The 14512-nt window shown below is 33.9% G+C and carries 8 protein-coding genes; 2 read left to right on the plus strand and 6 right to left on the minus strand.

The genetic code is table 11. The features are described 5' to 3' along the window. Nucleotides 1-185 precede the first annotated feature (185 nt). Nucleotides 186-6704, plus strand: coding sequence for a choice-of-anchor D domain-containing protein (locus tag AAFP94_RS09455; RefSeq protein WP_316662398.1), 6519 nt, complete (start codon nt 186-188; stop codon nt 6702-6704). A 70-nt stretch (nt 6705-6774) separates the two neighbouring features. Here the strand turns inward: AAFP94_RS09455 and hisS are convergent, their stop codons facing one another. Next, nucleotides 6775-8145, minus strand: a complete 1371-nt coding sequence (hisS, locus tag AAFP94_RS09460) for a histidine--tRNA ligase (RefSeq protein WP_316662399.1) — start codon at nt 8143-8145, stop codon at nt 6775-6777. 119 nt (nt 8146-8264) lie between these two features. Between hisS and AAFP94_RS09465 the strand changes: the two genes are divergently transcribed. Continuing rightward, on the plus strand, nt 8265-9506 hold the full coding sequence (locus AAFP94_RS09465; RefSeq protein WP_316662400.1) for an ABC transporter permease: 1242 nt from the start codon (nt 8265-8267) through the stop codon (nt 9504-9506). Here the strand turns inward: AAFP94_RS09465 and AAFP94_RS09470 are convergent, their stop codons facing one another. The 5 genes from AAFP94_RS09470 to rpsF all read right to left on the minus strand — a co-directional run bounded on the left by AAFP94_RS09470 (nt 9507) and on the right by rpsF (nt 14410). Further along, on the minus strand, nt 9507-9974 hold the full coding sequence (locus tag AAFP94_RS09470; protein ID WP_316662402.1) for a DUF6495 family protein: 468 nt from the start codon (nt 9972-9974) through the stop codon (nt 9507-9509). Between the two features lie 68 nt (nt 9975-10042). Next, nucleotides 10043-13180, minus strand: coding sequence for a TonB-dependent receptor (locus tag AAFP94_RS09475; RefSeq protein WP_316662403.1), 3138 nt, complete (start codon nt 13178-13180; stop codon nt 10043-10045). 117 nt (nt 13181-13297) lie between these two features. Then, nucleotides 13298-13759 carry a 50S ribosomal protein L9 gene (gene rplI / locus AAFP94_RS09480; RefSeq protein WP_316662404.1) on the minus strand — a complete coding sequence of 154 codons (462 nt, stop codon included), beginning with the start codon at nt 13757-13759 and terminating at the stop codon, nt 13298-13300. A 13-nt stretch (nt 13760-13772) separates the two neighbouring features. Then, nucleotides 13773-14069: a 30S ribosomal protein S18 gene (rpsR, locus tag AAFP94_RS09485; protein ID WP_316662405.1), complete on the minus strand. Its 297-nt coding sequence runs from the start codon at nt 14067-14069 to the stop codon at nt 13773-13775. A gap of 2 nt (nt 14070-14071) precedes the next feature. Continuing rightward, on the minus strand, nt 14072-14410 hold the full coding sequence (gene rpsF / locus AAFP94_RS09490) for a 30S ribosomal protein S6 (RefSeq protein ID WP_316662406.1): 339 nt from the start codon (nt 14408-14410) through the stop codon (nt 14072-14074). Nucleotides 14411-14512 lie beyond the last annotated feature (102 nt).

The following is a 14512-nucleotide window of genomic DNA, read 5'->3' on the forward strand; positions in this document are numbered from 1 at the left end:
TAACTGAAACAAAACACCTTAAAGGCACTATTTATGCATTTTAGGGTGTTTTTTTGTTTTAAAATGTTAAAAAAAAGTGCGTTTCATCGATTTTTATTGTATTTCATGGATGTTTCAAATACATTTACGCACGTGTAAATTAATATTTATTAAATAATTAGTCCCAAAACTAAATTTAACTGCTTATGAAAAATATTACTTTTTTATTTAAGCCACTTATATTCGTAGTAGGTTTATTAATATCTTTAAACTCATTTTCTCAAACCACAATAGATTCTGAAAACTTTGACTCTGGTTGGGGTATTTGGAACACTGGTGGATCAGATTGTTTTAGAACACCTTTTGCCGCATTCAATCCAACCACTGTAGTAAAAATTAGAGACAAATCATCAACTTCAATGATGACTACCAATAATATAGACCTTACACCATATACTTCGGTAGATATTTCTTTTGATTTTCGTGCGGCATATATGAAAAATAATGAATATTTTAATTTACAGTATTCCGATAATGGTGGGAGTACATGGACTGTTATAGCAACTTATACAATACCATCAGATATGGTAGTGGATACAAATTATTCTGATACCGTAAGTATTGATACTGGTAGTTATACATTTTCTTCAAATTCAAAATTCAGATTCGAGGAAGAAACAAATGGAACTGGTAGGTTTATTTTGATTGATAACGTTCTTATTGAAGGTTACTTACCATCACCCGAAATTAATTTAGTTGGTAATTCTGTTCCAATTATTGATGGTGATTCTACCCCAAATACCGGCGACCATACTGACTTTGGAAACGCCGATGTTACATCTGGCACTGTGGTGAGAACCTTTACAATTGAGAATATCGGGTCCGCTTCTTTGTCTTTAACTGGAATAGGGCCACAATTTGTAGCCATTTCAGGGACTAATGCAGCTGACTTTTCCGTAACAGCAAACCCTTCTAGTTCAATTTCAGCTAGTGGTACTACGACATTCAATATAACCTTTGACCCTAGTGCTACAGGGATTAGAACTGCAACATTAACAATTGCTAATGATGATAGTGATGAAAACCCTTATACTTTTGATATTCAAGGTAACGGAACCACTCCAAGTGGCGAAATAGATATTGAAGGTAATTCTACTTCAATAGCAAATGGTGACACCACACCAAGTGTGAGTGACAATACTGACTTTGGAGATGCCGATTTGGCCGTAGGCATGATTATCCACACGTTTACAATACAAAATGAAGGTGCGTTAGGCCTAAATTTAACAGGAACTGGTCCAACATATATTAGTATATCTGGAACTCATGCTTCAGACTTTACAGTAACTTCAAACCCTTCAAGTTCTATTGCTGCCAGTGGAAGCACCACTTTCGATATTACATTTAATCCTAGTGCAACTGGTATTAGGACAGCTACCATTAGCATTGCTAATGATGATAGTGACGAAAACCCGTATACTTTTGATGTTCAAGGGAATGGTACATGGTCTGGTGGCTCTCAAGATATTAATGTAAGAGATCAATCCTCTACAAATGACATTCCAATTGGAGATACTACACCATCTGTTGCTGAAGGTACAGATTATGGTAATTCTGATGTTGGCGTTGGGATAGCTAACGATTTTGAAATACAAAATACACATTCTGGAGGACCAGCTTCAAGTAATAAATTAACTATAAGTAGTATTGTTGTATCTGGTGCAAACGCAGCTGATTTTGCATTAAGTCATTCGATTACTACAATTGATAGAGGTAGTTCAGGCACATTTACAATTACGTTTACACCAAGTGCTGTTGGTTTAAGAACTGCAACGGTCACTATCAATAGTGATGACCCAGACGAAAACCCATGGACGTTTGATATACAAGGAACAGGTTTAACACCATTACCAGAAATAAACATTACTGGCTTAGGGAATAATATAGCAGATGGAGATACAACACCAACAACTACAGATGATACAGATTGGGGAACAGTTGGAATATCTACAACAACTACACATACATTTACAATACAAAATATTGCGCATGCTTTAAGCACATTAACCTTGAGTAATGCTGGTTCTGGTATAACAATTACTGGAGATTCTGAATTTAGCATTACTACAGAACCTGCTCAAAATACAACAGTAACAGGAGGAAATAGTACAACATTTTCAATTGATTTTTCGCCAACATCAAATGGAACATACAATGCAACTGTAAGCATAGATAATGATGACAGTAACGAAGATCCATATACTTTTGATATTACAGGTACTTCGTTTACACCAGCTCCTGAAATTGCTATTCTAGGTGGAGCAGCTATAGAAATTGTTGATGGAGACACCACTCCTGACAATTCAGACGATACTAATTTCGGAACCATTAATATTGGATCAACTGTTGAACAGACCTTTACAATAGATAATAGTGCAGGAACTTTAGATCTTACTATCTCAAGTATTACTTTATCTAATACAACAGATTTCTCAATTACGGGAACTTCTTACAGCTCTCCTGTAACTGCAGGCGGAAGTACTACATTTAGCATTACCTATACAGCTACAACTAATGGCACACAAACCTGTACCGTTACGGTCAACAATAACGATGCTGATGAAGGCACTTATGACTTTGTAATTCAAGGTACGGCGGTTCAATTATTCTATGATAGTGATAATGATGGTGTTTTTGATAATATAGATATTGACGATGACAACGATGGTATTCCTGATTCTGATGAAGAATTAAGCTGTGATGCTTCACCAATTTCTTATGCAGTAAATTATAAATTTTTAGAAGAGACTTTTGGTACTGGTCCACGTACAACTATTAATACATCATATGATGCTATGACAACATATTGTTATGAAAATGGTACAGTTGGCACTAACACAGGGTCTTGTCCAGATCTATCGAGCGTTGATTTAAATGATGGAGAATATACAGTAGCAACTACCGCACAGAGTTCATCATGGGCCGGAACATATTGGTATACTGGAGGCGACCATACGGGAGATACAGATGGCAGAATGGCCATTTTTAATGCATCTTATGATCCAGGGATTTTCTATACAGCTCACATTAGTGGAGCTTTACCTGGAGTACCTATTACATATAGTTTTTGGGTCATAAACATTGACAGAACAGATGCTCCTAATATAGCGACTCGCTTAAGACCAAACATTTTAGTAGAGTTTAGAGATATGAGCGATAATGTCCTAGCTTCAATTACCACTGGAGATATTGCTCCAACAACAGCTGGCAATGCTGCTGGAGATTGGTATCAGTTTACTGCTGATCTTACACTTCCTGTAAATGAATTTCAAGTTATTTTTATTAATAATGAAACAGGTGGTTTGGGTAATGATTTAGCATTAGATGACATAGAAATTAGACAAACACTTTGTGATTTTGATAACGACGGTATTGCAGATCTTTTTGACCTTGATGATGATAATGATGGTATTCCTGATATTGTAGAAGCTGGTTTAGGCCATTTAAGTAATGGAACAGGAAAACTAGATGTGGCTTGGGTGGATGCTAATGGAGATGGGATGCATGATACAGCTGCTGGTAATGTAGTTTTAGACTCTGATGGTGATGGTGTGCCAAATTATCATGACCTTGATAGTGATAATGATGGTATTTTTGATGTTGATGAATCAGGTGCAGGAAATACAGCTGATGCAACATTTCAAAATGGAGATGGCGATATAACTGGAGATGGTGTTGGAGATGGTCCAGAATCTGAAGCTTTTAGAGAAAAAGATGTTTATGGAACCGGTACACCAGAATATTATGGAGATGGAATTTTGGATATTTATGACTTCCATGATAGTGCCAATAATTACTCAGATGCTTATGGTAATGATAGCCAAGGTATTGTTAACGGAACTGTTTACTATGTTTTAGATTCTGATAATGATGGTACACCAGATTATATTGATACAGATTCAAACAATGATGGTATTTACGATATTGCCGGAACACTTTACGCAAGTCTTGATGCTAATAATGATGGTGTTATAGACGATACAACAGATACAGATGGTGATGGTATCGTAGATCTATTTGATACTAACGATGCGCAATTTGGGTCTCCAAGAGATTTAGACAGAAAACTACATTTGTATTTTGATGGTCGTAATGATTATGCAGATGATGCCACTGTAATCAGCTCTTGGAGTGAAGGAACCATTATGACCTGGATAAAAATTGATCCTACAGCAACAGGAAATCAAATCATTGCGGGTCAAGATGTATTTTATTTGCAATTAAATTCTGATAAAAGCGTGACAGCCTATGCTAATAGTTATTCATTATCAAATGGAACTTCATTAACGACAAATCAATGGATTCATATTGGTGCAACGTATAAAAATGGTGAGTTCTATTTATATGTTAACGGAATGGAAGTTAGTAATAATCTTTCAGTAAGTGGAGGACTACCAGCTGACACTTCAAGTTTTTCACTTGGTAGGCAACCTGATACAAATAGTAACTATTTTAAAGGCTATTTAGATGAAGTTCGTGTATTTGATAAAGCTTTAACAGAAAATGAGTTGCAAAAAATGGTATATCAAGAGATTGAGGATAATAGTGGAACCACAAGAGGAGCTATCGTGCCTAAAAATGTAACTGATTTTGTTGATGAGTCAAATGATACACCATTACCTTGGAATAATTTACAAAGGTACTTTAGAATGGATGCTTACAAAGATGATATCATTGACGACCTTACAACTGCTAGTATTGATGTAGGAGCAGGAGCAAAAATCTATAACACTAAAGTTATTGATGTACAATCCGCACCACTCCCTTTTGTGACGCAACAAAGTGGAGATCTAGCAGCAGCAGTAGATATTGCAGCTGATGGTGTTAATGGGAATGACGTTGTGACTTACGATTGGTCCATCGTGAAAGTTGAACACGATAATGTAACTTATGGCTCAAACCAAAAGCATTTAGGACTCATTGTAGACCAACAAGACGCTGGGTCTAATCCCATTACGTTTAGAGTTCAAAATGATTCAGAATTAAATGTTAGCTGGTATTTGAAATTGGATGGAAAAATAGATTTAGAAGATGAATCTCAATTAGTTCAGGGTGCAGAGAGTACATTAGATGTAACAAGCGCTGGATCAATAGAACAAGACCAACAAGGTACAAGGGATTTATATACTTATAATTATTGGTCTTTACCGGTTGGAGAGACAAGTGTAATATCTAATAATACAGGCTATTCACTACCAAATGTATTTATGGATGGAACAACACCAAGTTCTCCAGCTTCAATAAACTTTTTAACATCAGGTTATAATGGCGCTTCAGGTTCACCAATAAGCATTGCTGATTACTGGATTTGGAAATATGCAAATCTTCCAGGAGATGATTATTCTCAATGGCAACATGTAAGAAGTACCGGAAGTGTTAATGCTGGAGAAGGATTTACCATGAAAGGTGTCGCAGATACAGGTGGAGTAATAACACAGCAGCAAAATTATGTCATTCAAGGTAAACCAAATAACGGAGATATATCTTTAACTCTAGCATCTGGAAATCAGTATTTAGTAGGAAACCCTTATGCTTCTGCAATTGATGCCAACGAATTTATTTACGATAACATTAGTATTGCCGATGGAGGAAGAAATGCGGATAACGTAATTAATGGTGCATTATACTTCTGGGATCATTTTGCAAGTAGCACTCACGTGTTAGCTGAATATCAAGGTGGATATGCCACTTATACGTTAATTGGTGGTACTGCTGCAATTTCTAATGATGTCAGAATTAATAACACTGGAGCTGTCGGTACTAAAATTCCAGAACGATACATTCCAGTTGGTCAAGGTTTCTTTGTTTCTGCCATAGTAGATGCAGCTTTAACTGGTTTAGCAACAGTAGATGGTGGTAATATTTTGTTTAAAAATAGCCAACGTATCTTCAAGAAAGAAGCTGTAACTGGAACAAATTCAGGATCGGTATTCTTAAGAAATTCAAATACTAAATCTGAATCTGAAGCAGTTGATGAAGATATAGATCCTAGACAAAAAATAAGATTAATGTTAGACTCTCCTAAAGGATATCACAGGCAGTTACTTGTTGGAGTTGACGAAAATACGTCTAATGATTTCGATTTAGGATATGACGCTGCATTAATAGAAGATAATAAGGAAGATATGTATTGGCAATTTAACAATGCAAAATTCATTATTCAAGCAGTAAATAATTTTGATGAACAACAAGTCTTACCTCTTGGAATTAAAACAAATATAGAAGGTCTCTCAACTCTAAAAATAGATACTTTGGAAAATATTGATGATGGAATTCAAATCTTTATTCATGATAAAGAATTAGGATTGTATCATGATTTAAGAGCAAGCAATTATGAAGTATATTTAACAACTGGAGAGCATCATGATAGATTTGAAGTTACGTTCTCAAAACCATCATCGTTAGGTATTGATGATTTAGAAATTAATAACCTTCAAACATATTTTTCAAATGAAAAGAAAAGTATCATTGTTCATAATCCAATGTTAGAAAACGTGAAATCGCTAGAAATGATAAACATGTTAGGCCAAACTGTTTTCAGGTTCAACAATGAGATTACTGAAAATTATACAGAATTAAAAACAAATCCTTTAAGTGTAGGATCTTATATTATAAAAGTTGAAACCACAGAAGGAACGATTTCAAAAAAAGTGCTAGTCCAATAAACCTTGTAGGCCCAAATCTACCATAGTCTTGACTGTACTTTTTAAGTCCCAATTCACATTGGGACTTTTTTTATTTTAAATACGAAATTAATTGATCTAATGACAACTCAAACTGCTCTCCAGATTTCATATTCTTTAGGGTGAAAACTTGAGAATTAAGCTCCTTCTCTCCTACTAAAACCACAAATGGAATATTTCTTTTGTTGGCATAATTCATTTGCTTTTTCATTTTAGCATCATCGGGATAAAGTTCAGCTGCAATGTCTTTTTGTCGTAAACGCTTAATGGCTTTTAAACTGTAAAGTGCTTCCCTTTCTCCAAAGTTGATGAAAAGCACTTCAATATTATTCATTACTGTTTCAGGAAATAAGTCCAGCTCTTCTAACACCAGATAGATTCTGTCCAAACCAAAGCTAATACCAATGCCACTTACATCTTTTAATCCAAAAATTCCTGTAAGATCGTCGTAACGACCTCCTCCTCCAATAGACCCCATATCTACTCCTTCTGGAGCAGCAACTTCAAAAATAGCTCCTGTGTAGTAATTTAAACCTCTCGCAAGTGTAACATCTAATTGAAGCTTTGCAGTTTGTAAACCTAAATCTTTAATCGCTTTACTTACAAACTCTAACTCTTCAATACCTTGTTTGCCTTCTTTTGAAGATGAAAGTATAGTTTTTAAGCTTTCTATCTGACTTTCAAAACTTCCTGAAAGACTGAACAAAGGTCGCAATTTGGCAATCCCATCTTCAGAAATTCCCTTACCAAGCATTTCCTCTTTTACCTTCTCCTCACCTATTTTATCTAGTTTATCCAGAGCAATGGTAAAATCTATTAATTTATCTTGTGCTCCAATAACTTCTGCAATTCCTGACAATACTTTACGATTGTTAATTTTTATAATAACACCTTCCAGTTTTAAAGCGGTAAAGACAGTATCATACAATTGTATAAACTCAACTTCCTGCCAAAGCGAGTTACTACCAACCACGTCGGCATCACATTGGTAAAACTCTCTAAAACGCCCTTTTTGTGGTCTGTCTGCACGCCAAACAGGTTGTATTTGGTAACGTTTAAACGGAAACTCTATTTCGTTTTGGTGTTGTACCACATATCGTGCGAAAGGTACAGTTAGGTCATAACGAAGGGCTTTTTCAGATATTTTTGGTGTTATTTTTTGCGAATCTTTAGATTCGTATATTCCATTTTCAACTTTAGACAAAAAATCACCACTATTTAAAATTTTAAAAATCAACCGATCTCCTTCATCGCCATATTTTCCCATTAAGGTTTCAGAGTTTTCAAAACTTGGTGTTTCAATTGGCTGAAAACCAAAAGTCTCAAAACTTTGTTTAATGGTATTAAAAATATAATTGCGTCTCGCTACTTGTTCTGGGTTAAAATCTCGTGTGCCTTTAGGTATGCTTGGTTTTTGAGCCATTAAAAAGAGGTTTAAAACACAAATATCTTAATTTTTAATTTCTCCTGTCATGTTTTTTCTATTTTATGGTAACTTTATTCACTTTTATTAGTCTTATAAAAAAGATTTAAAACCTATCTATGTTCTCATTGTTTAGAGAAAATATAAGAATAGCCATTAATTCTATAAAAAGTCAACTATTAAGAACCATTCTTACGGTTTTGATTATTGCTATAGGCATTACGGCATTGGTGAGTATTTTAAGTGCTGTAAAGGCATTAGAAAACACCATATCAAGCGACTTTACTTCTATGGGAGCCAATACATTTACTATTGAGCAATATGAATTTTCTATTCGAAGACATGGTGGTACCGAGCGTCAAAAAATAAATCCGGTTATTAGTTACACAGATGCCAAAACATTTATTGATAAGTATCATTTTCCAATGACAACAACATCCTTATCTTTTGGTGGTACAGGAAGCGCTGAAATAAAATTTGAGAATAAAAAAACAGATCCGAATGTATTGGTTCTTGGTGTTAATGAATATTTTATTGAAAATTCTGGCTTTAAAATTAATAAAGGAAGAGAGTTTAATGCTCTTGAAATAGAAAATAGCTCTAATGTTTGTATGTTAGGAAGTGACCTTGAAGAAAAGTTCTTTACTGAAATAAACCCCATAGGTAAAACCATTACAATTAGAGGTCATAAATTTAAAGTTATTGGGACATTAAAATCTAATAAAAATGCCTTTAACAGTAAGGAAGATAATCGTGTTCTAATTCCCATACAAAAAGCCAGATCTATTTTTACCAATCCAAATGCCAATTATTCGTTAATGATTAAAGTTGATAAACAAGAATTTTATGACGAAGCCTTAAATCAAGCTCTAATTACTTTTAGGAATATTAGAACTTTAAGCCCTATTGAGGAAAATAATTTTGGAGTAGAACGAAGTGATGATTTGATAAATAGAGTTGGCGCTATTACTGAATATCTTTATATAGCTGCCTGGATTATTGGTATCATCACTATTTTTGGTTCTTCTATTGCGCTTATGAATATCATGTTGGTCTCTGTAGCAGAGCGTACACGAGAAATTGGAGTTAGAAAAGCTATGGGAGCCAAACGAAGAACAATTGCCATTCAGTTTTTTTTAGAGACGATTATGGTTGGTCAAATTGGTGGAATTCTTGGTATTATTTTAGGTATTCTTGTAGGATATGGCCTATCCGCAGCTTTAGGTTTTTCATTCACAACACCTTGGCTGGCTATGTTTAGTGCTTTTACAACGGCGTTTATTGTTGCCATTATTTCAGGTTCATTTCCAGCTATTAAAGCAGCAAAATTAGATCCTATAGAATCGCTACGATATGAATAACTAATTGATAAGTTTATCGAAAAAATGATATAATTCTCCTTTTGTGATAACAGCCCCTTGCTGAATTAACTTAAACTTATCAAGGTTTTTATCTTCTGAATATCTTTTTGTAGCCTGTAAAAATTCAACATCATCATGCATTAAATTTTCACGTAACCACTGAAATCCTTCTTTTGTAGTCAGGTTAATATCGCTTTTTATTGTAACGGCTACAACATGCATATCTGATTCTCGCAAACTGAATAAATGCATTTGTTTTGCTGAAATATGCTCCAAATACATAGCTTTATTTAATACGCCTTCCCAAACCAAATCACTAAATACATCTAATTCCTGTTCTGCAACTTCTGGTTGGGATTTCTTTATTTTTGACCACTCTTCAGCAGTAATAGATTGTGTGGCTAAAAAATTGACAAACTCTTTATGTAGTTCCTCAAATTGTTCTTTAGTTAGTCTTGAATATTTCATAGGTATTGTAAAAAAAGCGCCTCTAAAATTAGAGGCGCAAATTTAACTATTTATTCTTGCTTTTTATATTAGAAAATATAACGTAATCCAAACTGCATTTGCCATCTAGATTCTAAACTAGAATCATACCCAAACGTCTTGGTTTGATTCGGATCAAAAGTAAATACAGGTTCAGAACCAGAAGTATTTACGGCTAATGGAGACACATTATTAGGTTGTTGAACCAATCCCCAATCAGAACTCAATAGGTTTCCAAAATTTAATATATCAATACTGAATTGAATTGTATTTACTTTATCTTCTGAAATTTTAATACGATAGTCTTGTAGGAACTTAATATCCCAACTTCCTCTCCATGGTGCTATTGCTCCATATCGTTCTGCAATTTTTCCTCTATTTTCACTTAAATAATCATCTTGCTGTATATAAGCTTCAAAAGCATCAGCTTGTCCAGGACCAGAGAACATCATTTGTTGAACTTCAGATGTTGTAGGAATATATATTAAATCGTTATTTTGAAAAGAACTATCATTATTTATATTCCCAGCATAGGTATAATTAAATCGTCCACCTTGTGCATATTCAAAGAATGTAGAAATTGTTGTTGACCACGTATCATTTCCATAATCCCAACGTTTACTGGCAACCCCAATAAAACGATGTGTGTCACCATATTTAGAAAAGGCTAAAACATCATCATTTGCGTTTCCGGCAATCGGATTAAAATCAAACGCATCACCAGTAATTTCAGCTTCAATAGAATTTACATCTTTAGCATTTAAATAGCTATAAGCCATCATAGCATATAACCCATTATTAAATGTTTTTTGTGCTTTAACAGCGACATTCCAAATTCTTCCTTTATCCGAGTTTGTAAACACATAAGCATTATTTCCTTTATCTACGTCATTATAAATAGGTCTGTTGTCCCCAGGAGCATTTAATGTGCCCGTTGGATCTTGAAGACCCCAGTTTTGTACATGAGCTCCATTAATGTCTTTTGTATAAGACACATCTCCAGTTAAAATTAAACCGCTATCAAATTTATAATCTGTTCCTATATTAGTACGCCAAACTTGTGGAAATTTATAATCTGGGTCAACAACATTATAAAAGAACACTTCTGGGTTTGCAATTTGATTTCCCAACCATACAAATGGAAAACGACCAGTAAATAAACCTGAACCTCCTCTTAACTGAAAGGTATCATCACCCTTAACGTCGTAGTTAAAACCAACTCTAGGTGATATTAACCAATCATTATTTGGCATTTCGGTATTATCCAAAAACACAGTTTCTCCTGTATTAGGATTGTAGTAAGGAATATCAGGAACATAACAACATGCCCTGTCTATAACTTCTTGAGCCTTTTGAGAAGAGTCAAAGAATAATGGTTTATCGAAACGAAGACCATAAGTTAATTTAAACTTTTCATTAACGTTCCATTCATCCTGTAAATAAAATGCTAATTGTCCAACATTAGTTTCAGCCAATGCCCAACCTCCAGGAACTCCTTCTCCTGCTGCATTTAATGCATCATTTGTATCAATTGCTCCTTGAATTAAACCGTCTATCAATCCTCCAGGTTGCGCATTGTCTAAAAATTCTTGAACAGAGGCGAAATTTCTAAAATCGTTACCGATTGGAAAACCAAAAGTTCCTCCAAATACTCCTAAATTAAAGGAATTGTCAAACATGAATTTTTCAAAAGAAAAACCAACGGTAAAGGTATGATCACCTTTAAAGAAATTTAAATTATTTGAAAATTGTAAAACTTTTTGATCTAATTTGTTGTGAATAGAAAAAGGTTCATGACCTGCAACAATATAATTTGAACCATTCTGTTCAATTAAAATACTAGGCGCTGGTGTTGAAAATGGGTTTCTAAAATCGTCAAAATGTGTATATCCAAATTGGAATTTATTAGTTGCAGTTGATGATAAAGTTGAATTTAATTCAACTTGAACAGATTGCAACTTATTATTTATTTCATAACCAGAATTTTCAAATTGTAACGTAGCAAAATTTGGTCCCCTAGATCCTATAGCAGTAGGATGTGCTGGCTTTTCTTTAGATGCGTTTAAGAAATTATAAATAACTGCCAATCGGTTGTTATCATTAATATTCCAATCTAATTTAAAAATTCCTTTTTCAGATTGTGAATTATGCAGAAAACCTTCATAAGTTCCCGTATCATATCCTAATGCACCTAATGCGCTCTGAACAGCTATTAAATCTGATTCTAAAACTCTAGAGGCGTTCACACCACCTCTTTCCGATGGTAACCAGTTTTGTCCTAAATCGTCTCTTTCATCTTTTTCAAAATTGGCAAAGAAGAATAATTTGTTTTTTACTATTGGACCTCCAATGCTTAAACCATATTGCTTCTGATCCAACTTAACTTTAGGTAACTTATCCCCTTTTATTTTTCTACCTGTCATGTCTTCATTTCTAATGAAGCCATAAACAGTCCCGTGAAATTCATTAGTTCCACTTTTCGTAACTGCATTAACCGTTGCCCCAGTAAAACCAGATTGTGTAACATCGTAAGGTGCCGTAGATACTTGTATTTGTTCTATAGCATCCAAAGAAATTGGTTGTGCATCTGTCTGTCCTCCTGGTGTGGCAGCATCTAATCCGAATGGATTATTAAAAATTGCACCATCTAATGAAAAATTATTGTATTGATCATTTCTGCCAGCAAATGAACCATTACTAGCTGTTGGTTCTAATCTTGTAAAATCTGAAGCTGATCTTGAAATTGAAGGTAAACGCGTAAGTTCACGCCTGCCGACGTTAGTTTCTGCTCCAGTCCTATCACTTCCAAAAGTACCTGTACCACCTGAACCTTGAATAACAACAGCTTCAAGTTCTTGGCTATCAGATATCATATTAATATCTAAATTTTCTGTCTTACCCAATGTTAAAAAGACATTATCGAATGTTTGTTCTTTGTAACCAATAAAGCTTATAGTAATTGTATACGGGCCACCAACTCTTAAATTAAGAAGGTTATAACGTCCGTCGATGTTCGTTGCTGCGCCATATTTAGTACCTGTTGGTTCATGAATGGCCACAACATTAGCGCCAGGTAAAGGTTCGGAGTTTTCATCCTGAACTAAACCCTTAATATTAGATGTAGTAACCTGGCTATAGCCAATGACTCCAAATAACATTACAAATAAAAAAAAGGTAATTTTTTTCATGTTTTTTATAGATTATTAATTAGTTTATTAAAATAAATAAAAATAAAATAAAAAAACCGTTCAATGAACGGTTTTTTTATCAAATAATTATGAACTAAATGTTATAATTTCATATGCTTAAGCTTGTGCTACAACTTGAAAAGATAAGTCTACAGAAACTTCTCTATGCAAGCGTATTACAGCATCATACTGTCCTAAACGCTTAATATTACCACCTGTAATACTAATATATTTTTTGTCAATTGTATGACCTTCTTTTTCAAAAGCTTCAACTAAATCCATTTTGGTAACTGACCCAAATAACTTGTCTCCAGCTGATGCTCCTTCGGTGGCTTTTGCAATAATTTTTATTTCTAAAGTTTTTAATGCTTCAGCTATTTCATTAGCATCATCAATAATTTTCTTTTCTTTAAATGCCCTTTGCTTTAACGTTTCTGCTAATACTTTTTTTGCAGAAGAAGTTGCTAATACAGCTTCTCCTCTGGGAATTAAATAATTTCTACCATAACCGTTCTTAACTGTTACAATATCGTCTTTAAATCCTAAATTTTCAACGTCTTGTTTTAATATAAGTTCCATTGTTATGTGTATTTTATTTTAATAAATCTGCTACATAAGGCATCAACGCCAAATGACGAGCTCTTTTTACAGCTACAGATACTTTTCTCTGATACTTTAATGAAGTTCCTGTTAAACGTCTTGGCAAAATTTTACCTTGCTCGTTTACAAATTTTAATAGAAAATCTGGATCTTTATAATCTATGTATTTAATTCCAGACTTTTTAAAACGACAATACTTTTTGTTCTTGGTCGTGTCTATATTAAGCGGTGTTAAATATCTGATTTCACCGTCTTTTTTACCTTTTGCTTGTTGTTCTATAGATGACATAATTACGCTTTTTCTTTAAGTTTAACTCTTCTTCTTTCTGCCCAAGCAATTGCATGCTTATCTAGTTTTACTGTTAAGTAACGCATAAAACGCTCGTCACGTCTAAACTCAACTTCTAATTGAGAAATTGCTTCTCCTGGTACAGTGTACTCAAATAAGTGATAAAAACCACTTTTTTTGTTTTGAATTGGGTAAGCTAGTTTTTTTAAGCCCCAATCTTCTTTAGCTATCATCTTAGCACCGTTAGAAACAAGAAAATCTTCATATTTCTTTACTGTTTCCTTTATCTGATCTTCAGATAAAACGGGATTTAAGATGAAAACAGTTTCATAATGATTCATAAAATTTCAATTTATTGTTAAAAATGGGTGCAAAAATAATCTTTTTATTTATATATTGCAACTATCCCTAACCAATATTATTATGTATGTTAAAAGTGTTAA

It is taken from the genome of Gilvirhabdus luticola, from assembly GCF_040117515.1.
Classification (GTDB): domain Bacteria; phylum Bacteroidota; class Bacteroidia; order Flavobacteriales; family Flavobacteriaceae; genus Gilvirhabdus; species Gilvirhabdus luticola.